Genomic DNA, 24,931 nt, shown 5'->3' with positions numbered 1-24,931 from the left:
ATAGTTAAGTTTTTAAATTTAGAAAAGTTTAATAAATTTAGTCAATCATAGTAAAATCACATAAAGATAAGTTCAACTACAGTTAAAAAATAGTAAAAAATAGAAATTTGAGTTTCAAATCTTGTTTTACAGAATACTGCGCAAACAAGCAAAGCTTAATCCACGCTTAAACAAAAGCTATACTTTAGCCACTTGCCAAAGTATAGCCAGATAAGTGTTTTTAAAATCGTTTAAAACGGCTTTTCTTATTTGCCATTTTATTTTGAACACTCATCGATTAAATACACAATATGCGAAAACGCAAATCCAGCAGCCCCTCCAAGTCCTATCTCACAAGTGCTTGAGTTGCTATATCCTCTTTTTAAATCAGCCGGTAAAAACATAACCGCTTTGCTTAAAGATTTTGTAGCGCTTAAATTTAGTTCAGGCGTGAAAAAGCCCTTATTTCCGGCAAATCCACAGCAGTCTATGCCACTTGTAAACACGTTTGCATTCACGCAAAGTTTTGCTAGATCCTCCACTACTTCGCCCTTGCCTTGCTTTTTCATCGTGCACATACTGTGAACCATGACATTTTCGTTGATTTTGTGAATTTCAAGGCGTGGCATTAATGTTTGTAAATACTCTGCCATATCTAAAATTTTAAGCTCATTTTCATCTTTTAACTCGCCCAATGCGTATGTCGAACAGGCTGAGTGATCAAAGACTATAGGGTATTTTCCATCCATACTTGCCTCTTTTAATGCCGCTTTAAGCACCTCTTTGTTACGCGCTCTAATCTCATCATAGTCCATAAAACTCTTACCGCAGCATAGCTTATCGATATCTTTTGGATAGATTATCCCTACTTTTGCTTTTTTACAAACTGATTCAAAAACCTCTTGGATAGGGCGTTTGTCATCTGCTAGCTTTGATGGCGCAAAACCTCGGTTCATACAGGTCGTAAAGTAAACTACGCGCTCATCGCCACCAAAATCTTTATCTTCAAATTTATAACTATTTTTTAGTGGCAAATACTCGTTTGCAAAAGGAAAAGTTGTAAATGAGTTGATTTTTTTAGTTATCGCGCTGATATTTTTCGCACCAAATATGCTATAACTGATACTTGCCATGCTTAGTCCAAATTTAGCTAATTTTATCGTTCTATCCATATTTTCATAAATTTTATTTGCAAATTTATAGCTTTTATATGAGTTTTTTCTTCTTAAATTTATCGCTATTTTAGCTGTATCTATCTCAAGCGGACAGTAAATTTTACACATCGAACACGCCGCACAGGTCTCATCGCCAAGATACTCATACTCTTTGGCAAGTTTGTTTGCTCTTGTCTCTTCGCCTATTTCTCTTAGCCTTGCTATCTCTCTAGTTACAGCTATTCTTTGGCGTGGAGTTAGCGTTAAAAACCTGCTAGGACAGGCTCTTTCACAATACCCACACTCCATGCAGTAATTTATATAATCATCGGTTTCATTCATATTTTTAAGATTTTTAGCATGGATTTCTTTATCGTCAGTGATGATAACATCTGGGTTAAATAGCCCTTTTGGATCAAAAATTGCTTTGATTTTACGGTTGAGTGCGTAAGCTTTTTCGCCCCACTCCATCTCTACAAAAGGCGCTACCATTCGCCCTGTTCCATGCTCAGCCTTAACACTTCCACCCATTTGAGACACTTCTTTAGCTAAATCTTCAACCAAACCTTTGAAATTTTCAAACTCTTGTTTATCACTTAAATTTGGAGTGATTACAAAGTGTAAATTTCCAGCCAAAGCATGACCAAATATAATGCCATTATCCTTAAATCCGTGTTTTTCAAACAAATTTGATATAAGCTTTACCCCATCGCAAAATTGTTCTATCTCAAAGCATACATCTTCTGTTATGACAGATGCACCACTTTTTCTTTTTCCTGCTGCGATTGGCAAGATTCCTTTTCTTATCTTCCACCAGCCATTATAAATCTTTTCATCATCGCTATATAGCGGCTCTAAAGCAGACTCATACTTTTCTATGGCAGCTTTAATTGTTTTTAAATTCTCTTCTAGCTCCTCTTTTGAGTTGCTATCTGTTTGGATTAGTAAACAAGTTGTTCCCTCTTCTACTTTATAGACTTCATCAGGCACGCCAGCAACGCCTCTAACGCTAACCAAACACGCATAATCCATCATCTCAGCAGTGCTTACAATCTCGCCAAGTCCACCAAGTGCGACAACAACTTTTGAAGCGTCATTTAAATTCTTATAAAAAAGTAGCCCACACGCCTTATAAGTTTTATCTTCAACACAGTTATAAACCACCTCGCTAACAAAGCCAAGAGTGCCTTCGCTACCGACAAAAATATGGTTGATTATATCTTTTATCTCACTAAAATCGACAAATGTGTTTAGTCCGTAGCCCGTTGTGTTTTTGATCTTATATTTTTTGATTATTAAATTTTTTAGCTCTTCATCTTGAGAAATTTCATCTCTTATGCCAAGTAGCTCTTCGACCATTTTTGGGTGAGTTCGCAAAAAATTTGCTACCGAAAAGTCATCGCTTGTATCAATTAGCGTAGCATCGTGTAGGATAACTCTAATGGATTTTATAGTTTGATAACTGTTTTGCGCCACACCACAACACATTCCGCTTGAGTTGTTGTTTAAAATTCCACCAACTAGCGCAGTTGTGATAGTTGCTGGATCTGGACCGATTTTTTTCTTATACTCTTTTAGAGCTAAATTCGCGTCTGAACCTATAACACCGCAGCCTAGTTTTATCATGTCGCCTTTGTCGCCAACTTCGATTTTTTTCCAGTTTTCATTAGCTACTACAAGCACATCTTTACAGCTTGATTGCCCAGATAGCGAGCTTCCAGCAGCGCGAAAGCAAAGTGGGGTATCACACTCATTAGCTAGTTTTACAAGTTTTATAATCTCTTCTTCACTATCAGGGAAAACGACAACTTTTGGAACATATAAGTAACAAGAAGCCTCTGTTCCGTAGGCAAAGCAGCGAAGATAGTCATCAAAAACTCTATTTTTTAAAAACTCTCTTGCGCCTTTTGCAAAATTTTGGTACTTCAAATCGCTCATTTCATCTCCTTTTTTTAATTTATAAATTATAAGAATACAACCCATAATTTCACATTAAAATAAAATATTTATTTTGTTTTTTAAATTTAATTATATTTTAGTTTTCTAGTTCTAAATTTTTAGCTTTTTTTATTCTAAGTGGTTATATCGCTAAAATAAAACAATCTTTATCCATCTTACCTTTTCTTTTGTGCTATATTTTTTAAAAATTTCAAAACTTTTATAGCTACTTTGCCATTACAACTATCGGTTTAATGGTAGTTATCGTTTGGCTTATCTTGCCAAAAGTATATTTTTAACGATATTTTTCTTGCTACAAAATTACATAAATTTATATAACAAATTTATTTTAAAAATATCAAAATTTACTCTATAACTGCTAAAATTTAATCTTAGCTTTTATATTTAAATTTGCTTTACAACCAAACCATTTACTAAATTTAGCCAAAATTTATTTCATCGTAAGTCGCATAAGATAAAGCTCTTCGCCATCGATTACTTCAAGGCTTGAACTACCACACTTTGGACAAACAAAGTGGTTTTTCTCCAAAATACCCTCAAAATCGCACTTTTCACACTTTACAACAATTTCTTGCAAGTGGATTTTAAGTTCAGCATTTGCGCACATCGTTCCTTCTTTGAAAACATCATAACAACTTTGTAAATAGTGTGGTTCAACGCCACTTAAGCGCCCTACTTTTATCTCTACTAGTTCTATCTCTTTTGCGTTATTTTGCTTTGCATTTTTCTCACAAAGCGCGACTAAGTCTTGAACTATAGCTAACTCGTGCATATCTCTCCTTAACAAATTCTAGGCAAAAGTTCGCCTTTTGGAAGTTCTAAAACTCTTTGCGAACCATAAGCATTTTCTAAGATAACTCGCGCTGTATCGCCACCAGTAACCTCGCCTAAAACCTCGCCGATAATGTTTGCCGACTCATCAAATTTGCGTAAAATCTCAAGACAACTATCAGCCTTATCTTCATCAACAACCAAAACAAAAGTGCCTTCATTTGCCAGTTCATATGGCTCAAATCCAAGCAGCTCGCATACACCAACAACTTCATCGCACACCTTTATCTTCTCTTCAAAAACTAGAATTTCACACTTGCTAGCACTAGCAAATTCATTTAGTACCGCACTTAGCCCACCACGCGTCGCATCACGCATACACTGAGGTTTTATACCGTTTTTTAATACCTCTTCTACAACTAAATTTAACGGCTTACAATCGCTTTTAAGCTCGCTTTCTAAAGCTATCTCATCTCTAGCCGCTAAAATAACGCTTCCATGCCTTCCAACATCACCACTTAGTAGAATTTTGCTACCTTTTTTTATGTTTTTAACTTCGATGTCTTTAGCTAGAATTTGCCCTATTCCGGCTGTGTTTATAAAAATTTTATCACATTTTCCACGAGGCACGACCTTTGTATCGCCACATACGATTTTAATGCCACTTTGTTTTGCTGTTTTTGCCATAGAGTTTAAAATTTCTTTAAGTTTACTAAGCTCAAATCCCTCTTCAATGATAAAAGAACAACTTAGATAAAGTGGCTTTGCTCCAACCATACTAAGATCGTTTACAGTGCCACAAACTGCGATTTTACCGATATCTCCACCGCTAAAAAAAAGCGGAGTAACTACAAAAGAATCAGTTGAAAAAGCCATATCGCTACCAAAATTTGGCAAAATCGCCGAGTCATTTGCATCGCTTAAAATTTCATTTTCAAAAGCTTTGAAAATAATCTCATTTATAAGTTTATTCATCTCTTCGCCACCGCCACCGTGACTTAAAAGTATCTTATCCAAAATTTTTCCTTTTTATAAGTTAAATATTCATCACCAAAATCGCTTAAAAGCTCTTTTTCTTCATACTTTTTTGCATAATAAATCATGAAAATAAAAGTTCCAAAGCTAATCAAACTTGCAATTTTTGAGTTTAACGCAAATGAAAACCCAAAATAAAATAAAAAATATCCTATCGATAAAGGATGATGAAAATATCTATAAATCCCATTTGTAACCAAGATTTTAGTCTTATTTGCTAATAAATTTAGGCTATTTAGAGGGTTTTGGTTTACATAAATTTGCATAGCAATATCAGCTAAAATTATGAAAATTAAACCAAATATTATCAAAACAAAACCTATAAGTCCGCTTAAAAAGTCGTTTTCTAAAATAAAAGCGTGATAATCTTTGCAATAAAAATAGATATAAGCTGGAAACAAAATAAACGGTAAAATTATCCCAAATGTCATTCCGATAGCTTTTTTTATCTTTTCTTTCAAATTTACTCCAAACTTCTTAGCTAAACTATTTTTACTATTTTAACCTTTACTTTGCTACTAAATTTAATAATTTATTATAAATTTACAGCTTGACAAAGCTATCAAATCCCTATTTTCTTGCATACTTAAAATACGCCGCGCAAGCACCCTCGCCAGAAACCATACAAGAGCCAAGCGGATTTTGCGGGTTACAAACCTTGCCAAAAACCTTGCAATCATAAGGCTTTGCTTTTCCGCGCAAAATTTCTCCACATATACAGGCTTTGTTTTCACCCTTGCTTTCAACGCTACAGTCAAAAACTTCTCTTGCATCAAGATTTTTAAACTCATCTCTTAGCTTCATTCCGCTTTGTGGTATCGTTCCAAGTCCACGCCACTGAAAATCGCAAGGCTTAAGGTATTTGCTAACCAAATTTTGAGCGGTTGTGTTTCCACCATCTTTTACCACGCGTTTATACTCGTTATAGACTTCGTGCGTTTTGGCGTTTTGCTGACGGACTAAATTTAGCACACTATCCATAATATCAAGTGGCTCAAATCCACTAACTGCGATTGGTTTTTTATACTCGTTTGCTATGCTTTCATAGGCTTTTGAACCGGTTATCACGCTTACATGGCTTGGCCCTAAAAAGGCGTCTATTTTTACATCTTCATCATCCATTATCGCTCTAACCGGAGCTGGAACTGTTACGTGATTTATATGAAAAAAGAGATTTTTAAGCCCAAATTTTAAGCATTGCTCCACTACAACAGCAGTCATTGGCGTAGTCGTTTCAAAACCGATCGCAAAGAAAATCACCCTTTTATCCAGATTTTCTTGTGCGATTTTTATCACGTCTAGCGGGCTATAAAGCGCTCTTATATCATGTCCTTCGCCACGCAGTTTTTGAAGGCTAGTTTTGCTTCCTGGAACTCTAAGCATATCAGCAAGCGTACAAAAAATCACCCCATCCATCGCCGCTAGTTTTATCGCCTCATCTATGCGGTTTCTTGGCATGACACAAACAGGACAACCTGGTCCATGAACAAAGTTGATATTTTCCCCTACTAAATTTGGCACTCCAAATTTCATTATAGAGTGCGTGTGTCCACCACAAATTTCCATGATATTTAGCGGTTTTACACTCTCTTTTTTTATAAGTTTACTAAGGGTTAAAATCAGCTCTTTATCCCTAAAGTCTTTTATCAAATCCATAGTTATTTCCTAAATATATTAATATCCCAAATAGAATAAATATCTTCTAAAAATTTAGCGGTTCTGTTTTCTATCTCAGTCTTATCCCACTTATTTTTATCTAATAATTCTTTATTTATAGTCAAATCAGCATATTTTTTTATATAATGCTTAGATTTATTATCTCCGTTAAGCTTCACATTCCAATTTTCATCTTGTAAAGATGTATTAAATCGCCCTCTTAGAAGAGTCATATTTCCCAACTGATATATATATTCTCTTGCTTCATCGTTGTTTTCAAATATACTTTTATAATTTTTTTCCCAATTTTGTGGAAGAAGATGTTCAAGCGTATATATAAAATTTAACCCAACTTTATCTTTGTATTCTTTGATAGAATTTTGCCTATACAATTCTACCCAAAATAAAAAGATTTTTGCTTCTTGATTATCAAAATTTCTTTCCAATACTTTATTGTCTAATTGATATGTTTCTATTATAGAATTTTTAATAATATCATATGAATTATCTATTTTATTTTTTACTGAATTTATAAGTCTTGGTATAAATTTATTATAATTTTTCATTTCGGTATTATACATAAAAAATACTTCTAATAAATATAAATTTTTTTTGTATTTATTCTCCTCTTTAATATTTAATTTTAAAAACAATATTAAAGGCAAAAATGTATTTGTATTATAGTAGTTTAATATATGAAAAAATCTAGTCTCATAATCTTCAAAAACATAAACTTTGTCGTTTGTAATTTCTGGAAAATTTCTATAAATTTCAGCATATGTACTAAATAATTTTAACATATCTTCCAATTCTTTTGTATTTTTGTTTTTTATATAGTTTTTAAATATAGAGCTTAACATTGAAACAGTATGTTTTTCAGCATCATAAATTCCCTTTATTATTAAAAATGCAAATAATAAATTCTCGCTCTTTGTTCTTTTAAAACGACCTGTTGTAATTCTTTCATCCCAAAAATCTTTTTTTTCTATTGTTTCTTCAAAACTTTTAAACCAAGTTTCTTTATAAATTTCTTTTGCTGTTTCTATATTTGATTGTTTGGTTATTAAATCAAAAATCGCATTTTTTGCTATATCAAATGCACTAAGTGGAATGCCTGTCGAATTTATAGAATCAAAGATCTTTTGTTCATCATCTTTTTCATCGAGATAAACACCAACAAATAATTTAGATTCATCGGAAATAAATTTTAAAAATTCAAAAATATTTCCATTAAACTTCTCTATTTTTTCAATAAAAAATAGATAGCATTTCCATAATAAACTATCATTTGTTATATTTAATCTATTTTCTTGATTTTGATTAAAACATATAATTTTTGAATAAACTTCATTATCAAGCATAGAATGTTGTATTTTTGGTTTTCCAATATCATAATCAGCAAAAATAGAAAATTCAAAAGGTTTTTTCTGACTCTCATTAAGCTTATCATAAAGTGCTTTTACTAATATAGAAAAAGTAGTAAGTCTTTGTTGTCCATCTACCAAGCTTACAATACTATCACACCCCATATCTCTTTTTAAAATAAGTGAACCTAAAAAATGACTTTTTTTACTCTCAAAACTTTCATATAAATCCTCATATAATTGCTCCCAATTATCTTTATTCCAAACGTACTGTCTTTGAAAAAAAGGAATAATTATTTTTTGATTATTCTGCATTATTTTTCTAAAGCTTTGCTCTTCTGCTTTCATACCTTCTCCTTATATAAGCCATCAACCGTCTTTCTTATCGTTTAAAAACTCATTTAATCCCATATCGCCCTCATTTTGGGCTATTTCGCCACTTTCCATTTGTTTGGCTATATCTTGATAAATCGCAAGGCTTTCAAGAGCGTATTGTGTGTCGATTTTCTCCATAGCAAAGCCAACGTGGATTAAAACGTAGTCTCCAACTTCGACTTTTTCGCCTATCAAGTCTAAACTAACTCCACGCCTAACGCCAAGTGTTTCAACTGTAGCAAAGTTGTTTTCATCTATATCTATCACTTTTGAAGGTATACTTAAGCACATTATCTTAATTCCTTTTTAAACTCTAAATACTTAAACCACTTCTCAACGCCCTCGCCTGTTTTACTATCAAGTGCGATAACATCAACCTTTGGATTTAGTTTTCTAGCCTCTTTTATAACATCTTCAACACTAAAGTCAAAGTGTGGCAAAAGCGATGTTTTAGTTATCACTATCAAATCAGCCGCTCTAAACATCACAGGATATTTTGCTACCTTATCGCTACCCTCAGGCACGCTTAAAAGCACGATATTTAGGTGTGAGCCAACATCATAACTTGCAGGGCAAACTAAATTTCCAACATTTTCTATAAAAACAATATCAAGTTTTTCTAATGGCAGATGATGAAGCCCTTCATGCACCATAAAAGCGTCTAAATGACACGCTTGACCAGTAGTTATCTGATGAGCAGGAGCTCCAGCTTGCACGATTCTATCGGCATCTTTGTTTGTTTCTAAGTCGCCCTCGACTACGCCTATTTTAAATTTATCTGCTTTTATAGTCGCTTCTAAAAGCGTAGTTTTTCCACTTCCTGGACTACTCATCAAATTTATACACAAAATTCCGTTTTCATCTAAATGCGCTCTGTTGTGCTGAGCCTCTTTATCATTTTGAGATAGAATTTTTGTGATAACTTCTATCGTTTTTGACTCGTTTAACGCTGGATGAGCGTGTTCGTTTTCATGAGTATGCTCGTGTGAGCTACTTTCGTGGTTACAACTTTCATTAGCATGTTCGTGACTATGAGTATGAGTCGTGCCATCTGCGTGAGTATGCGTATGAGCGTGAGTTTTATCATCGCTATGTTGGTGACTATGAGTGTGTCCTTTTATCGAACAGCCGCAATCTTTACACATTTTTTCTCCTTAATTATAATTATTTTCTTAATTTTTTTTAGTCTATTTTACATAAAATACTACATAAAATTATCAGTATTTCTTACCATCTATAATCAAACTTTCTATCCTAGCTTTTCCATTTTTAAACACCTTTAAAACAACTGTGGAATTATCCCTTAAAGTGATATTTTTTTCTGCCTCCACGGCTTTGTTTTTTGGTAAAAAGTAGGCTTCTATGCCAAATTTAGCATAGCAATTGTGCTTTTTGTTATTTATCGTTCCTTTTATAAATTTAACATCTTTTGGCCTGTCTTTAACAAGCTTTACAAACTCATCTTTGCCATCCTTACCATCGTTAAAAAGAGCATAGACTGTATCGCCGTTTTTAACATCTATATCGCAAGCTTTGTTATTAAAATCATATCTAAGTTGCACATAATTTCCTCTAAACAAATCTCTTGGATCAACTGGTAAAACGCTAACTCTCATCTCGCGTCCTAAAACAAGTGGTAAAAAAGCGGTAAAAAGCATAGCAAGTAAAATCAAAATTTGAAATAAGATAGCTAGTAAAACTCTTTTTTTAAGGCTAAATTTAGAAAGTATTTTGCTATACATTTTTACGCTCCTCTATCTTTTTAGATAAAAACAGTATAACAACAGCAAAAACTAAAAATAGCAAACTAGCGCCTATGTAGTCTCCAACTAAGTCGATATAGCGAATTAAAGCTAGCATAAACAGCGTAAAAACACCAAACCTAAACTCCCAGCTTCGCCCATATACTAGCCCATTTTTACTCATAAAAAAGCCAAGTCCAAAGAGCAAAAATGAAGTCGTTACTTTAAAGTAAATTCCACCTAAATCTAGCGTTATAAAGATAGCAAAAACAGCCATAAACAGCAAAAAAGCAAATTTTTTATAAATTATTGCGCCAACAGTTAAAACCGCCAAAACCACTAGATAGACATAGCTACTTTTTGTATAGATATCATCTAAAGATTCAGCATTAACCGCAGTTGCTATCATGAGAAAAATCGAGCCAAAAAAGAGAGTAAATTTAACCATAAAACTAGCATAATCTTTACTAAATTTACCAACAACCAAAGACGCCCCATAAATCACAAGCAAACTAAAAAATGTATAGTAAATAATCTCATTAGCAGTATATGAGCTAAAAATTGGCTCTGGTAATGTTAAAAAATACCCAACCCCAAAAAGATAAAACCAAGCTAAAGTCCATGCAAGCAGCACAAGCGAGCTTTTTTTACAAAGCGCATACACTCCACAAAGTAAAAAAACTATAAAAAATGGCTGAAAATTTCCTAAAAAAGTTTCCACAACAAACCAAACACCAGCAAAAATCAGCGTTTGTGTCATTAAGATAGGATTGAGTAGTGCCAAAGATAGTGCCAAACTTCCTATCGCCATCCAAAGCACACCATCGCTCATATACTCGCCTATGCTATAAATTTGCGCTATTAGGATTATACTACTTGCAAAGCAGAGATTTCCTAAGAAAAAAAGCGCCGTGCTAGTGCTGTAATTTTCAAGCTTTGTAAACCCTGCGATATGAACGCCAAGAGTTAGTCCAACTAGCATAACAACCCTGATAAAACGAGGGATTTCTTCCCAGTTTGCACCGATTAGAACGATTAAAGAAAGAGCTAAAAAACTATAAGCTATGAGATTTAGAGCTAAATTTGAACCTTTGGCGTTTAAGTTCATATCATAAAATTTAGCGATATTTTGTGCTGTATTTTTATCAACTATACCGCTGTTTTGCCATTTTATAAGCTCATCTTTTAACTTTTCTTTAAAAAATATACTCAATTTCTAGTCCTTTGGAATCGCCGCTTTTGTAAGCTTTGTAAATTTAACTCCTTTTAGCCCAGCAATCGTGTTTGCAAACTCCTCAATCAAATAACCCTTTCCCTTTATAACAGAGACTTCAAGGCAGTTTTCATGATCTATATGAACGTGCGTCGTGCATGAAATTTCTACCTTTGCGTCGTGTTCTATAGACATTTTTTTAACTACAAGTTCGCTTTGGTGATGGTTATAAACAGTTGTTAAAATGCCGATTAGAGTGTTTTCCTTATCTTGCCAGACATCTTTTACTATCTTTTTTCTTACCAAATCCCTGATAAACTCGCTTCTTGATGAGTAGTCTTGGTGCGCTACTTTTGCATCAATCTCATCAAGCAGATTTTTTGGTAACGAAATGCTAAATCTTAAAGTGTCATCCATGAAATTTCCTTTTACAATATCTCAATATTATAGTAAATTTATGTTAATTTTCATCATAAATAATATTTTTGATATTTTTTTTAATATTATACACAATTTTTATTAGATAAATACCAAACCATCTGCCCAAGTGCGATACCGCTGTCGTTTGTTGGGTTTTGTGAGTTTATATAAAATTCTATATTTTCTTCTTTAAATTTATCTATTAAATTTATAAGCAAGGTTTGATTTTGAAAGACTCCGCCACTTAAAACGACTGGTAAATTCCACTTTTTTGCCATCTCAACCAACAGCTTGCAGATACCATTTATAAATTTAGTTGCCGCTACTTTTGGCTCATCTTTTAAAGCGCACTCAAATGCTTCTTTATAGATGATTTTTTTATTTTCTAACTTAAATTTATAAGCATTTTTTATATTATTATCGTATAAAGCTTCAAGCATCATTCCTGCTTCGCCATCATAGCTAACTTTTTCAAGCCCACAAACAACGGCGCAAAACGCATCAAAAATTCTCCCAAGAGAGCTAGAGTAAAAAGAATTTAGCTCTTTTTTATATAAAGTTTCTAAATTTTTAAGTCTAGTTTGGCTAAATTTTCCCAAAAATTGCTCGTTTTGGATATCATATTTTTTTAGTATAGAAAAGGCAAGTTGATCGATATTTTTAATACTTGACTCACCGCCAAGCAGCAAAAACTCATCAAAATGCGCCACCCTTTCATACCCAAACTCATCGAATTTAAAAACCTCTCCACCCCAGATTCGCCCATCTTCACCATATCCAGTCCCATCAAAACAAAAGCCTAAAAATTTTCTATCTTGCCCTAAAAGCTTGTTTTCATCTAAAGCGCTTAGCAAATGAGCGTAATGGTGTTGAACTTTTTGGACTATAAAGCCTTGATTTTCAAAGTATTTTGTGTGTAAAAAATTTGGATGTAAATCAGAGATAACAGCATCAAATTTTAACTCATAGTTTTTAGCAAACATCGCCAAAACAGACTTAAATCGCTCAAATGTAGCGACATTTTTAAGATCTCCTAGATATGGCGAGATAAATATTTGACCATCTTTATATATACAAAACTGATTTTTAAGCTCACTTCCGACACTTAAAAAAGTCCCTTTTTGCTTAAAATTTGAAAGATAAATTTTAGGATTTAGCCCGCGAGATGTTCTAAAAAACATAGGCTTTTTATCAACTACAACAGCGATACTATCGTCACTTGGAGTTAAAATTTCTCGATTGTTATCAAGATAGTAATCAATCACACTACCTAGTTTTTTTAACAAAATTTGCTCATTATAAATTATCGGTTCACCACTTAAATTCGCACTTGTAGCTATAAGTGGGTTTTTAAAATACTCAAAAATAAGAAGATGAAGCGCAGTCGGAGGCAAAAAAATACCGATTTTATCTAAAGATGGAGCTAAATTTGGTGGAATTTTGCCGTTATTTTTAAGCTTTAAAATGACAATTGGTTTAACATTTGATTCTAAAAGCATTTTTTCATCATTAGAGATTATAGCAAACTCGCTAGCTATTTTGCTATCTTTGCACATGATGGCAAATGGCTTTTTAGGGCGGTGCTTTCGCTCTCTAAGCAAAGAAATAGCCTCATTATTCAAAGCATCACAAACCAGATGAAACCCACCAAGTCCTTTTATAGCGACAATCTTGCCATTTTTTAACGCATCTATGCAGTTCTTAATCGCATCACCTGAAAGTAAATTTCCAAATTTATCTTTAAAAAACAGCTTTGGGCCACAGTTTGGACAAGATATAGGCTGAGCGTGATAACGGCGATTTAGTGGGTTTTCATACTCACTTTTACAAAGTTTGCACATCTTAAATTTTGCCATTGTTGTGTTTTTTCTATCATATGGAAGCTCGCTTATGATAGAAATTCTAGGTCCACAGTTCGTGCAATTAATAAATGGATAATGAAATCTCTCATTTGCCTTATTATAAAACTCTGCCCTACACTCATCACATATCGCAAAATCAGGCAGAATAGGAGTAAATTTACTTGTCTGTTTTGAGCTTGTTATCTTAAATTCTGTAAAATTTTGGTTTTCTATCTTTATTTTTTCGATTTTATCGATTCTTGCAAGTGGTGGAAGCTCTACAAAAAGTCTTTTTTCAAACTCCAAAATTTGCTCTTTGCTCCCACCTAAAAAGAGTTTAACGCCCTCGCTATCGTTATAAACTTCACCTTTTAATCCAAGTTTAGTGCATAAAACATATATAAAAGGGCGAAATCCCACCCCCTGCACTGCACCAAAAATACTAAATTTTAGGCATTCCACTACCTTGCCTCAAGTCCTAGATAGTTGCTAAATTTAGCATTTAACTGTTTTGAGATGATTTTTTCCATTAAATTTAATATATCTTTTTCTTCAAAAAGCGTGCCTGTAAAGATGACATTATCGATATTTGCATCATCTTTTAAGTCGTCTAAAAAATCACTTATAAAATAAACTAGCGATTCAATATAGCCATAACTTATGATTTTATCACTCACTCCAGCAAGTTTATAGCTCATTCCACTTCTAACAAATTTAGCCAAATCAAACTCGTTTGTATCTTTTAATAAAAAGTCCAGCCTTGGACCTTTTGTGCCTAAAAAATCTTTAGCATTATCTAACAAATACTTAGCATTTTTTCCAAACAAAATTTGCGAAACTATATCAAAAAGCGAGTAAAAACTACTGCTTTTTATATCACCAGTTGGAAAACCAAACTCTTTTTGGAAATTTTCAAACAGAGTTCTTCCAACTTCATCACTTAAAATCTCATCTTTTAACTCTTCAAAAGAGCTAAATTTAGGTAGTTTTAAAAGCTCAACCGCACTGTTTTTATCATATACTTTAATACTATCACTTAAGCTTCTATCAAAAAAGATATTTACATTTTTTTGCTCGATTATACTAAATTCATTGCAAATCAACCCAAAAAGAGCAAAATTTGAAAACTCCTTTTCTTCTAAAAATTTAGCCTCACTTTGTGATATAAACTCGCCGTGATTTATCACTATAAAGTTGTTTTCTGATACTGAAATTTTCAAAGGTAAAAAATCACTCTTTTCTATCTTCACGCTTACAAAAAACAGCTCCTCTTTGCTAAGTCTATCAAATAGAGCAAAAGTAAAAAAATCACTCGCCGCTTTTACATCAAAAAACAGTGGAGCTTCTTTATGATTTTGCCTAAAAATGGCACTTGTTTTTAAATTTATCACTGGTTTTTCAAAACTAGCTAAAGCTATCAAACTTTTTTCATCAGCTATAAAAGCCTTTGGTAAAGCCGGCAAACTTGTCGGCATAACAAAATCACAATATTTAAAATCAAATCCGCTTTTTAGGATAAAATATCCATTTTTGTTTTTTAAATTTAGCGTCTGATTATGAAGTAAATTTAAAAAACAAAACTCAACTAACTCATCAAAATTTTCACTTGTAATACCGATAAACTCGCCATCTTTTAAAACTGATATTTCGCTTATTATGTCGTATTCGTTTGGCAAAATTTCAGCTTTTGAAATATAGTTTTTAATCACAGCTGGGGTTATGTTTGCAAATTTGGTTTGTGGGATTTGCAAATTTGTCTTTAGTGTCTCTTTTACAACTTCAACACTACTTTTAGCTAAAAAAACTGAATTTGGAACTAAATTCATATACTCATCGCTAAATTTTAAAAGCTCTTCTTCACTACCCTCTATAAAAAGTGTAATCTCATCATCGTTTTTATTTATCGTATATTTTAGAGTGCTTTTTTTAGCATAATAGTCTAAAAAATATGCTAAAAACGAGTTTTTGTTCGTATAAAAAAATCTAAATGCTACTATCATACCCTGCCTTGCTAAATTCATCTGCCATATCTTGAACGCTAAAATCTGCTACTTTTTCTACCTTAAACCCAAGCTCTTTTATGTGATTAATCACTGTTTTTTCCATCACAACAGCCGCTTTTTTCATCTCATCGCTTAGCTTGAAACTCATAGGCTCGATTCTCTTAGGCACAACGCCTATTATCTGTGTTTTTGGTCTATCGCCGGCAAGATCAAGCATTTGAAGTGTTTGAAGCATCTCTACTTCGTGTGCAGAGCCACTCCAATTTATCATTTTTGGCATAACCTCATAATCAAAGCTATAAACATCTCCAACCGCTCCATCATCAGCGTCAATGCAATCTAAAAGCACAATATAATCATACTCTACCATTATATACATCAAAAAATTTGCTAAAGTTCCACCATCTATAAAAGAGATAGTGTGAGAGTCGGAGTTAAATTTATAGTTTTTTTCGAGAGCTTTACAAAGATGAACTCCGACACCTTCGTCGGAGAACATCACATTTCCAATACCTAAAACCAAGACTTTCAATTAATGCTCTTCACTAGGGAATTTATATCCGCTAACAATTGCATCCATCGCGCCATCTTTGCCTTTGATTGCATTAAATACAGCCATGTAAACATGCGCCACTACGAATACGATAATAACATCCATAGCTATATGGTGAATTTCTCTTACATTAGCAAGTCCACCCATCCATACTTCAAATGGTCTTAAAAGTCCATATAACGCACCACCAAGCCCATCATGATACACATGTATATAAAGCACAAGCCCTGTCAAGCAGATAACAAAAGCAGTAACATAAAACAAAATATATGCTATAAACTGCAAAGGGTTATAAACACCTTTTAAATGCGGATGCGGACCCATAAAAATGTAGTATTTAATCTGTGCTATCCATACCTTTGGGTTGATAAAATCAGCCACACTAACTCTCTCTTTTTTACTAAGTGAGTCAAAGATAAAGAGATAAGTTTTAAAAATCAAAGCGCCTATCATCAAAAATCCAGCCACTAAATGCACAAAACGCCATTTTGCGTTCATAAAATTTATCGGCTCACCTACAACTTCAGAACTTTGAAATACATACGCTATATATAAACCACTAACTACAAGCACAACTATTGCCAACGCTCGTATCCAGTGAGTCAGCCTAAATCCTATAGAGAATTCATACTCTGCTACATGTTTTTTACTCTGTTTTTCCATATAATCCTCCTTTATAGATTAGGATTTACCTTATAGCTACCTAATTCATTTCCTTTAGTATCCATCACATGAACCGCACACGCAATACATGGATCGTAAGAGTGAATTTTTCTTATGATTTCTAAAGGTTGTTTTAAATCAGCTATTTTAAGTCCTATTAGACAAGCTTCATAACTTCCCATTTGACCTTTAGCGTCTTTTGGACTTGCATTCCATGTTGATGGAACTACTGCTTGCCAGTTTTCGATAACACCATTTTTGATTCGGCACCAGTGGCTTAAACTACCTCTTGGAACATGACCTATATATCTACCTTTGTACTCTTTTTTAGTATCGATAACATATTTAGCGCAAGTATCAGTATCTCCACTTTTAATGTTTGCTATAAGGTTGTTAAATGCCATAAGCCCATTATCAGCTACAACTTTAGCCTCTATCATACGACAAGCTGTTCTACCAAGAGTAGATAATACTGCACTTACTGGAAGTCCTGTGTCTTTTAAGAATTTCTCAACCACTGGAACAACAAATTTATTTCCTTTTGCGTAGTTTATAACTATATTAGACAATGGCCCAACTTGCAATGGCTTACCATCATATCTTGGAGCTTTTATCCATGAGTATTTTCCAGCCGTATCAAAGACTTTAGTTTTTACCATTTCGCCTTTTGCATTTAGCGTATCTTCTTCTTTAAATCCTGTATAGTTAGGATCTTGCTCTCCATCATAAGGGTGAAGCGGAGCGTTGTTTTTATACCATGAGTGAGTTGCCTCTTCTGTGATTTTAGACTCATCAAGATCATAAACCTTGCTAATATCGCCATTAAGTATAATACCACTATCAAATAACCACTCGTTTGAACTAACTTGAAACTCTTGATGTGTCCATAAATTTGCAACGCCAACATCATTTGTCACGCTTGCTTCACTTGCATAAGCTTTTCCAGCCATTACTAAGTCTGGATAGTAAGCTCTGTTTACAAAGTCAGCAGCTTCTTGGAATTTAACCATATATTCGCCAAGTCTTGCTGGGCTTAAGATATCCATAACGCTTGTGATACCACCTACTGTTAAGCTTTGTGGGTGAGGTTGTTTAGCACCAAAAATCGCCATCATCTGAGCAACTGTTCGTTGAATTCTTAAACACTCTAGATAGTGAGAAAGTGCGATTAAATTTTGCTCTGGAGTTAAACGATAAGTTGGGTGTCCAAAGTAAGCATTTGCGAATGGTCCAAGATTTCCTTTATCAACGAAAGCTTTTACTTTTTGTTGAACTGCTTTTAGCTGATCAGCACCGCAAGCAAAAGGTAAATCACAGTATTTAAATGCCTCTTCACTAGCCGCTCTTACATCAGCACTTAGCGCACTAACGATATCAACAAAATCAAGCGCGTGAAGTTGGTAGAAGTGAACTATGTGATCGTGTAAAAATAGAGCATTATTCATCAAAGTTCTTGTTAAAATCGCATTTAAAGGAGGAGTGATACCAAGCGCATTTTCAACCGCCATAATACCTGCTTTATAGTGCGAGAAAGTACAAACACCACAAATTCTTTGAGTCATAAAACCAACATCACGAGGATCGCGCCCTCTTACGATAGTTTCAATACCACGCCACAAAGTAGAGCCACTATATGCATCAGTAACAACATTGTTATCATCAACTATAACTTCTACTCTAAGGTGTCCTTCGATTCTAGTGATAGGATCAACTACTATTCTTTGTGACATTATTCATCTCCTTTTTTGTCTTTTTTAAGTGCACCGATTGCGGCGTGAGCAGCGATTGCAACGCCTGTTACTGCAAGCACTCCTATGCCTATCTTATCAGCTGTCGCATCTGCGCCAAGTCCGCCAAATGCAGTGTGATAAAGTCTATCAGCAAGCGGCTCTTCAAATGGTCCCATCGTATCCCAAAAATCAGGCTCACTACAACCGATACAACCATGTCCAGCTTGAACTGGCCAACTTGTATGCGAGTTAAATCTCTCACGTGAGCAGTTGTTAAATGTATAAGGCCCTTTACAACCTACTTTATATAGACAATAGCCATTTTTTGCGCCCTCATCGCCAAAGTGTTGAACAAACTCACCTGCATCAAAGTGTCCGCGTCTTTCGCAAAGATCATGAATTCTAAGTCCATATGCCCATTTTGGTCTATTAAACGCATCAAGCGATGGAAGAGTTCCAAAAAGAATGTAGTTAAGAACGTTTCCTACGATGTTTTTCTCGCTTGGTGGACATCCTGGGACATTTATAACCGGTTTATTTGTGATTTTACTAAGTGGTTGTGCGTTTGTTGGGTTTGGAGCTGCAGCTTGAATACCGCCAAAACTTGAACAGGTTCCTATAGCAAAAATAGCAGCCGCATTTTCGCTAGCAACTCTACAGTGTTGCGCTCCTGTAGTTCCGTGTGGTCCAACTGTTAGGAAAAATTCACTAGAACCTGCCGGAATTCCACCCTCAACCATTAAGATATATTGACCTTTGTATTTTTCTATAGCGCCTTCTAAATTTTCCTCTGCTTGCCAGCCAGATGCAGCCATAATTGTCTCATGATACTCAAGCGAAATATAATCAAATATCAAACTATCGACTGTAGGCGTGTCTGTTCTTAACAAACTCTCGCTACAACCAGTACACTCAGCCATATGAAGCCAAATAACTGGAAGTCTATCAGCAAGCTCAGCAGCTTTTGCAATTGTCGGTGCAAAAGTAGCTGGTAAGCCCATTATAGCAGCCATAGTTCCAGCCCATTTTAGAAAATCTCTTCTTGAGATTCCCTTTTCTTCAAGTAATTTTACTATAGAGCCATCTTTCATTTTAGGCAGTTTAGTAACAGTTTCTAATCTGGCGTTAATCTTAGCCAAGATATCGTCATTTACCATCTTTACTCCTTGTTTGGTGTTATTTTCAAATAAAAATTTATAAATACATTGTGCGTATTCTACTACTTTTTTATATTTAAATATATTATAAAATAATATTAGTAAATTCAAATAAGTTTCTTTTAATTATTACTAAAATAATTATAGTATTAATACACCATAAAATCTAGTGTAAATGGTATAAATTTAAAAAAATTGAGCTAATATGAGAGTTATTTTATCCTAAATATGCGCGAGAAGAATATCAAAAAGATATCAAATTTGATAGCGATATTTCACTATCCTTAAAAGTTTAATTTTATATATTGATTACTTTTATTTATATTTATATAGGATAAAACCGCCATTTTAAGGCGGTTTTTAAGTTTTAGCTATTTTATAGTAGAAATTACGATATTATCATCTTTTGCATCTATTAAAATTTCATCTCCACTTTTTATCTCATCTCTTAAAATCTTATCCGCTAAAACATCCTCAACAAGCTCATAAAGCGCTCTTCTTAGCGGTCTTGCACCAAATTCTATATCATAGCCAGATTTTGCTATGAGTTTTTTAGCATTATCACTTAGAGTGGCTTTAATACCCCTATTTTCAAGAGTTTTTTGAAGAGTTTTAAACATTATATCTATTATCCCACCTAAATTTTCCTCACTTAGCGGATTAAATGTGATAATATCATCGAGCCTGTTTAAAAACTCTGGTTTAAAGTAGTTTTTAAGCTCTTCTTTTACAAATTTCTCCCTCTCTTGCCCTTTAAATTTCATAATCAAATTTGAGCCAATGTTACTGGTTAAGATTATAATTGTATTTTTAAAATCAACCGTAACGCCTTTATTATCGGTCGCTCTTCCATCATCTAAAATTCCAAGCAAGATATTAAATACATCTTTATGCGCTTTTTCAACTTCATCAAACAAAAGCACAGAGTATGGATGGCGCCTAACTGCTTCAGTTAGCTGTCCACCCTCATCATATCCAACATATCCTGGAGGTGCGCCAAGTAGCCTAGACACGCTGTGTTTTTCCATATATTCGCTCATATCAAAACGAATCATCGCCTTTTCATCATCAAACAAAAACTTCGCCAACGCCTTTGCACTTTCAGTCTTTCCAACTCCCGTTGGACCAAGGAAGAGAAAACTTCCAATCGGACGATTTTGGCTACTAAGTCCTGCTTTGTTTCGTTTGATTGCGCGAGATAGAGCGTGAAGTGCTTCATCTTGTCCTACAACACTTTGTTTTAGATGTTCTTCTATCTTTAGATATTTCTCTTTTTCGCTTGTTAGCATTTTTGAAACAGTTATGCCTGTCCATTTACTTAAAATTCCAGCTACTAAGTCCTCATCAACCTCATTTTTAAGTAGCACTCCGCTTTCTTGCATACTCTTCCACTTATTCTCTAGCTCTTTTATAGCATTTTGTGCTTGTGGAATTTTGCCATACTCTATCTCAGCAGCTTTGTTTAAATCCCCATTTCTACGAGCCAAGTCAGCTTCATTTTTCAAAGAATCTATGCTTTTTTTAGTTTGAGAGATTGAGTTGAAAACCTTTTTTTCATTTTCAAATTGCGAATTTAAGCTGTTTTTCTTCTCTGTTAAATTTGCTAACTCTTTTTCTATCTCTTCGAGCCTTTGGTTATTTTTATCGTTATTTTCCATTTTAAGGGCTTCTTTTTCAACTTGCAAAGTTACGATATCTCGCTTTGCTTTTGCAAGCTCAAATGGCTCACTTTCAATCTGCATTTTAAGTTCGGCTGCTGCTTCATCTATTAAATCTATCGCTTTATCAGGTAAAAATCTACCACTTATATATCTATCACTTAGCTTTGCAGCCGCAACTAACGCGCTATCTGTAATGGTTACGTTATGGTGAACTTCAAGCTTTTCTTTTATACCACGAAGAATTTGTAAAGCCTCATTTACAGTTGGTTCGACAACATTTACAGGTTGAAAACGGCGTTGAAGTGCTGCATCTTTTTCAAAATACTTTCTATACTCTTTTAACGTTGTAGCTCCGACTGTATGAAGCTCGCCACGAGCTAAAGCTGGTTTTAAAATATTTGCCGCATCCATACTGCCCTCGCTTGCTCCAGCTCCAACGATAGTGTGAATTTCATCGATAAACAGTATAACATTTCCAGCCTGAACAACTTCGTTTATAACAGCTTTTAACCTATCTTCAAACTCCCCTCTATACTTTGCTCCGGCGATTAACGCGCTCATATCAAGAGCGATTACTCGCTTGTTTGCTAAGCTTGTTGGTGCTTCGCCCTTTGCTATTAACTGGGCTAAACCCTCGACTATAGCGGTTTTTCCAACACCTGGCTCGCCTAGCAAAATCGGGTTATTTTTAGTTTTTCGTATTAGAATCTGCATCATCCTGCTTATCTCTTCATCGCGCCCGATAACAGGATCTAGCTTGCCATCAATAGCTTTTTGAGTTAAATCTATACCAAATTTAGCCAAGCTTTCTAAGGTCTCATCAGCAGTTTGCGAGCTTATGCTCTTGCCACCTCTTATAGATTCAAGCTCTTTTTTAAAGTCTGTTATATCTATAAATTTAGACAAAATTCCTTTTAACGGCTCTTTAGTTGAGTTTGCTATAAGCCAACTATCTATAGCTATAAAGCTATCGCCTATACTTGTCATAAAAGCTTTTGCAGTTTCTAGCGAATCAACTAGCTCTTTGCTAACTTTTATGTTATCTTTGTTTACATTAGAACTTGTTGGCAAATTTGAAATTTGACTTTTTATATCAAGTTCTACTGCATTTTTTGATATACCTTTTTTGTTAAAAATTTGGTTTAAAATCGATGAACCATCCACCGCTAAACCCCATAACAAGTGTAAAGATGTCGCTTCGCTATTTTTTGAATGTATGGCTAAAGAAATTGAGTTTTCAACAGCACTTCTCATCTGATCTGTTAAGATATCAAATACATTATTCATCTGTGAACTCCTAGTAAGTTTATATTTGGCTATTATATAACTTTAGTCTATCTTTGTCAAGTTTATTCAATAAAAATATGAAGATAGTATATAAATTTATATTTTTACTTACATGTTTATATGCATTTTTCAAATAAAAAATACATCCGATTTATCGTAGCTAAAACATTAATGCAACAAAAAAGTTAGAAAAATATTTTGATTTTGATTTAAATTTTGATACAAATTGATAAATTTAAATAAATACAACGCTCAAAATTTAGTAAATTTAGCGACTTTTTAGCTAAATAAGAATAAAATCATCGCTTAAACTACATATGACTAAGGAGTTCTAAATTTGAAAAAAGAGAAACTTTTTTTTGGCTTGGGCTTTGTCTCTACGATAGCGATATCTTTGATGTTTGCTATAAATTTAAACGCAAAAACACAAGATAGCGAAAGCTCAAAACTACAAGCTTTAACTAAATTTACAAAAGTAATCTCAACAGTTGAAAACAGCTATGCAGATGAACTAACATTTACGCAAATCATCGATAAAGCGATAGCTGGCTTGATGTCAAATTTAGATGCACATTCGAGTTTTATGGACGAAAAGGCATTTAACGATACTAAAGTTCAAACCGAGGGCGAGTTTGGTGGGCTTGGAATAACAGTTGGCATGAAAGATGGCGCTTTAACTGTTGTAGCTCCGATTGAAGGCACTCCAGCCGATAAAGCAGGTGTAAAATCAAACGATGTAATTTTACGAATAGATGGCAACTCAACATTAGGTATAACTCTTGATGAAGCAGTTAGCAAAATGCGCGGAAAGCCTAAAACGCCGATTGTTATAACTATATTTAGAAAAGGCGAAATGAAACCTTTTGATGTGAATATAACTAGAGATATCATAAAAGTTGAGTCTGTATACGCAAAAAGCATAGAAGATGAGAATATTTTATATCTAAGAGTTACAAATTTTGATCAAAAAGTAGTTAGCGAAGCGAGTAAATTTATAAAAGAGCATAAAGATACTGATGGCATTATCCTTGATCTTAGAAACAACCCTGGTGGGCTTTTAGAACAAGCTGTTGGACTAACAAATTTGTTTGTAAGCGATGGAGTTATCGTTTCTCAAAAAGGTAGAGATAAGAGCGAAAATACAGAGTATAAAGCAAAAGCAAATAATAAAATAACAAATTTACCACTAGCTGTTTTGGTTAATGGCGGAAGTGCGAGCGCAAGCGAGATAGTAAGTGGAGCTTTGCAAGATTTAAAAAGAGGTATAATTATAGGCGAAAATACTTTTGGCAAAGGTAGCGTTCAAGTTATCATGCCACTAAATAGCAAAGAAGGGCTTAGAATGACTATAGCAAGGTATTATTTACCAAGCGGTAGAACTATCCAAAATTCTGGCGTTAAGCCTGATTTAATAGTATATCCTGGAAAAGTTCCTGATGAGGATAACTCATTCAACTTAAAAGAGTCTGATTTAAAACAACATCTTGAAACAGAGCTATCTAAAATCGACTCAAAAGTAAAAGTTAGCAAAAAAAGTCAAAAAGACAAAGATAAGATAATACCTAGATCAACTATATATAATGATATTCAGTTAAAAACAGCAATTGATAGTATAAAAATTCTCAACATTACAAAGGATGGAAAATGAAGGCAACCAAAAAAGAGATGGTTTACGAAGGTAAAGCCAAAAAAATGTGGTCTATAGTCGAGAGTGATGATCTGCTCATATCAGAATTTAAGGACTCTTTAACAGCATTTAACGGTGTAAAAAAAGCTGAAGAAGCTGGAAAAGGCGAACTAAATAATAAAATAAGCACTCAAATTTTCAAACTTTTAGAGTCAAAAGGTATAAAAACAGACTTAGTTGAAACGCTAAGCGATACCGAGCAACTTGTTAAAAAGTGCGAAATCGTTCCTCTTGAAGTAGTTGTAAGAAACATAGCAACAGGTTCACTAAGCAAACGACTTGGTATAAAAGATGGCACAGTTTTACCATTTACTCTAGTTGAGTTTTGCTATAAAGATGATGCGTTAAACGATCCTATATTAAATGATGAACACTGCTTATTACTAAATGCTGTTAAAACAGAAGATGAGCTAGAAAGACTTAAATACACAGCGCGAGAAATCAACTCTATTTTACGTAAATTTTTTGATGAAAAAGGCTTAAAACTAGTCGATTTTAAAATAGAATTTGGTAAAGACAAAGATGGAAATATTTTACTAGCTGATGAAATCAGTCCAGATAGCTGCAGATTTTGGGATAAAGAGACAAACGAAAAATTAGATAAAGATAGATTTAGACAAGGTCTTGGTGGCGTAAAAGTCGCTTATGAAGAGGTTTTAAAAAGAATTTTAAGCTAAGGAT

Annotated in this window: 20 protein-coding genes; 2 read left to right on the top strand and 18 right to left on the bottom strand. The window is 33.8% G+C overall.

Going from position 1 to position 24,931, the window contains the following annotated elements:
- Nucleotides 1–257 precede the first annotated feature (257 nt).
- From CGEO_RS04930 to CGEO_RS04845, 18 genes are all read right to left on the bottom strand, one after another.
- On the bottom strand, nt 258–3,071 hold the full coding sequence (locus tag CGEO_RS04930; RefSeq protein ID WP_075540504.1) for an FAD-binding and (Fe-S)-binding domain-containing protein: 2,814 nt from the start codon (nt 3,069–3,071) through the stop codon (nt 258–260).
- Nucleotides 3,072–3,522: 451 nt separating this feature from the next.
- Nucleotides 3,523–3,864: a hydrogenase maturation nickel metallochaperone HypA gene (gene hypA / locus CGEO_RS04925; RefSeq protein WP_075494659.1), complete on the bottom strand. Its 342-nt coding sequence runs from the start codon at nt 3,862–3,864 to the stop codon at nt 3,523–3,525.
- An 8-nt stretch (nt 3,865–3,872) separates the two neighbouring features.
- Nucleotides 3,873–4,880, bottom strand: coding sequence for a hydrogenase expression/formation protein HypE (gene hypE, locus CGEO_RS04920; protein WP_075531667.1), 1,008 nt, complete (start codon nt 4,878–4,880; stop codon nt 3,873–3,875).
- On the bottom strand, nt 4,862–5,359 hold the full coding sequence (locus CGEO_RS04915) for a methyltransferase family protein (protein ID WP_075540505.1): 498 nt from the start codon (nt 5,357–5,359) through the stop codon (nt 4,862–4,864). The genes hypE and CGEO_RS04915 overlap by 19 nt, the downstream gene beginning before the upstream one ends.
- A gap of 109 nt (nt 5,360–5,468) precedes the next feature.
- A complete protein-coding gene (gene hypD, locus CGEO_RS04910) occupies nt 5,469–6,554 on the bottom strand; it encodes a hydrogenase formation protein HypD (protein ID WP_075540506.1) in 1,086 nt (361 codons plus the stop codon).
- Between the two features lie 2 nt (nt 6,555–6,556).
- On the bottom strand, nt 6,557–8,266 hold the full coding sequence (locus CGEO_RS04905) for a DUF262 domain-containing protein (protein WP_075494663.1): 1,710 nt from the start codon (nt 8,264–8,266) through the stop codon (nt 6,557–6,559).
- Between the two features lie 21 nt (nt 8,267–8,287).
- On the bottom strand, nt 8,288–8,584 hold the full coding sequence (locus tag CGEO_RS04900) for a HypC/HybG/HupF family hydrogenase formation chaperone (protein ID WP_075531670.1): 297 nt from the start codon (nt 8,582–8,584) through the stop codon (nt 8,288–8,290).
- Entirely contained in the window at nt 8,584–9,438 is an 855-nt protein-coding gene (hypB, locus tag CGEO_RS04895) for a hydrogenase nickel incorporation protein HypB (RefSeq protein ID WP_075494665.1), read from the bottom strand. Before hypB ends, CGEO_RS04900 begins: the two co-directional genes overlap by 1 nt.
- A gap of 72 nt (nt 9,439–9,510) precedes the next feature.
- Nucleotides 9,511–10,035, bottom strand: coding sequence for a GDYXXLXY domain-containing protein (locus CGEO_RS04890; protein ID WP_075540507.1), 525 nt, complete (start codon nt 10,033–10,035; stop codon nt 9,511–9,513).
- Nucleotides 10,028–11,248, bottom strand: a complete 1,221-nt coding sequence (locus CGEO_RS04885) for a DUF2157 domain-containing protein (protein ID WP_075540508.1) — start codon at nt 11,246–11,248, stop codon at nt 10,028–10,030. Before CGEO_RS04885 ends, CGEO_RS04890 begins: the two co-directional genes overlap by 8 nt.
- Before the next feature lie 3 nt (nt 11,249–11,251).
- Nucleotides 11,252–11,665 (bottom strand): nickel-responsive transcriptional regulator NikR, encoded by a 414-nt coding sequence (gene nikR, locus CGEO_RS04880; RefSeq protein WP_075494668.1) that lies wholly within the window; start codon nt 11,663–11,665, stop codon nt 11,252–11,254.
- A gap of 86 nt (nt 11,666–11,751) precedes the next feature.
- Nucleotides 11,752–13,971: a carbamoyltransferase HypF gene (gene hypF / locus CGEO_RS04875; protein WP_075540509.1), complete on the bottom strand. Its 2,220-nt coding sequence runs from the start codon at nt 13,969–13,971 to the stop codon at nt 11,752–11,754.
- Entirely contained in the window at nt 13,971–15,509 is a 1,539-nt protein-coding gene (locus CGEO_RS04870) for a hypothetical protein (RefSeq protein WP_075540510.1), read from the bottom strand. The genes hypF and CGEO_RS04870 overlap by 1 nt, the downstream gene beginning before the upstream one ends.
- On the bottom strand, nt 15,493–16,044 hold the full coding sequence (locus tag CGEO_RS04865; RefSeq protein ID WP_075494671.1) for a HyaD/HybD family hydrogenase maturation endopeptidase: 552 nt from the start codon (nt 16,042–16,044) through the stop codon (nt 15,493–15,495). The genes CGEO_RS04870 and CGEO_RS04865 overlap by 17 nt, the downstream gene beginning before the upstream one ends.
- Nucleotides 16,045–16,728 carry a Ni/Fe-hydrogenase, b-type cytochrome subunit gene (gene cybH, locus CGEO_RS04860; RefSeq protein WP_075494672.1) on the bottom strand — a complete coding sequence of 228 codons (684 nt, stop codon included), beginning with the start codon at nt 16,726–16,728 and terminating at the stop codon, nt 16,045–16,047.
- 11 nt (nt 16,729–16,739) lie between these two features.
- Entirely contained in the window at nt 16,740–18,458 is a 1,719-nt protein-coding gene (locus CGEO_RS04855; RefSeq protein ID WP_075494673.1) for a nickel-dependent hydrogenase large subunit, read from the bottom strand.
- On the bottom strand, nt 18,458–19,615 hold the full coding sequence (locus CGEO_RS04850; RefSeq protein ID WP_075494674.1) for a hydrogenase small subunit: 1,158 nt from the start codon (nt 19,613–19,615) through the stop codon (nt 18,458–18,460). Before CGEO_RS04850 ends, CGEO_RS04855 begins: the two co-directional genes overlap by 1 nt.
- A 371-nt stretch (nt 19,616–19,986) precedes the next feature.
- Nucleotides 19,987–22,563, bottom strand: a complete 2,577-nt coding sequence (locus CGEO_RS04845; RefSeq protein ID WP_075540511.1) for an ATP-dependent Clp protease ATP-binding subunit — start codon at nt 22,561–22,563, stop codon at nt 19,987–19,989.
- Nucleotides 22,564–22,900: 337 nt separating this feature from the next.
- Between CGEO_RS04845 and CGEO_RS04840 the strand changes: the two genes are divergently transcribed.
- The gene (locus CGEO_RS04840; RefSeq protein ID WP_422851329.1) at nt 22,901–24,211 is read left to right on the top strand and encodes a S41 family peptidase; all 1,311 of its coding nucleotides are present in this window, start codon (nt 22,901–22,903) and stop codon (nt 24,209–24,211) included.
- The gene (gene purC, locus CGEO_RS04835) at nt 24,208–24,927 is read left to right on the top strand and encodes a phosphoribosylaminoimidazolesuccinocarboxamide synthase (RefSeq protein ID WP_075494676.1); all 720 of its coding nucleotides are present in this window, start codon (nt 24,208–24,210) and stop codon (nt 24,925–24,927) included. The genes CGEO_RS04840 and purC overlap by 4 nt, the downstream gene beginning before the upstream one ends.
- Nucleotides 24,928–24,931 lie beyond the last annotated feature (4 nt).

Source organism: Campylobacter geochelonis (genome assembly GCF_013201685.1).
Taxonomy (GTDB): Bacteria; Campylobacterota; Campylobacteria; order Campylobacterales; family Campylobacteraceae; genus Campylobacter_B; species Campylobacter_B geochelonis.
Note: the sequence above shows the minus strand (reverse complement) of the source record. Positions and strands in the feature narration are given on the sequence as shown.

What these genes read in the sequence shown, in the direction of transcription:
- CGEO_RS04930 (WP_075540504.1), bottom strand. Translation starts at nt 3,071, where the DNA reads ATGAGCGATTTGAAGTACCAAAATTTTGCAAAAGGCGCAAGAGAGTTT.
- hypA (WP_075494659.1), bottom strand. Translation starts at nt 3,864, where the DNA reads ATGCACGAGTTAGCTATAGTTCAAGACTTAGTCGCGCTTTGTGAGAAA.
- hypD (WP_075540506.1), bottom strand. Translation starts at nt 6,554, where the DNA reads ATGGATTTGATAAAAGACTTTAGGGATAAAGAGCTGATTTTAACCCTT.
- CGEO_RS04905 (WP_075494663.1), bottom strand. Translation starts at nt 8,266, where the DNA reads ATGAAAGCAGAAGAGCAAAGCTTTAGAAAAATAATGCAGAATAATCAA.
- CGEO_RS04900 (WP_075531670.1), bottom strand. Translation starts at nt 8,584, where the DNA reads ATGTGCTTAAGTATACCTTCAAAAGTGATAGATATAGATGAAAACAAC.
- hypB (WP_075494665.1), bottom strand. Translation starts at nt 9,438, where the DNA reads ATGTGTAAAGATTGCGGCTGTTCGATAAAAGGACACACTCATAGTCAC.
- CGEO_RS04890 (WP_075540507.1), bottom strand. Translation starts at nt 10,035, where the DNA reads ATGTATAGCAAAATACTTTCTAAATTTAGCCTTAAAAAAAGAGTTTTA.
- nikR (WP_075494668.1), bottom strand. Translation starts at nt 11,665, where the DNA reads ATGGATGACACTTTAAGATTTAGCATTTCGTTACCAAAAAATCTGCTT.
- CGEO_RS04870 (WP_075540510.1), bottom strand. Translation starts at nt 15,509, where the DNA reads ATGATAGTAGCATTTAGATTTTTTTATACGAACAAAAACTCGTTTTTA.
- cybH (WP_075494672.1), bottom strand. Translation starts at nt 16,728, where the DNA reads ATGGAAAAACAGAGTAAAAAACATGTAGCAGAGTATGAATTCTCTATA.
- CGEO_RS04855 (WP_075494673.1), bottom strand. Translation starts at nt 18,458, where the DNA reads ATGTCACAAAGAATAGTAGTTGATCCTATCACTAGAATCGAAGGACAC.
- CGEO_RS04850 (WP_075494674.1), bottom strand. Translation starts at nt 19,615, where the DNA reads ATGGTAAATGACGATATCTTGGCTAAGATTAACGCCAGATTAGAAACT.
- CGEO_RS04845 (WP_075540511.1), bottom strand. Translation starts at nt 22,563, where the DNA reads ATGAATAATGTATTTGATATCTTAACAGATCAGATGAGAAGTGCTGTT.
- purC (WP_075494676.1), top strand. Translation starts at nt 24,208, where the DNA reads ATGAAGGCAACCAAAAAAGAGATGGTTTACGAAGGTAAAGCCAAAAAA.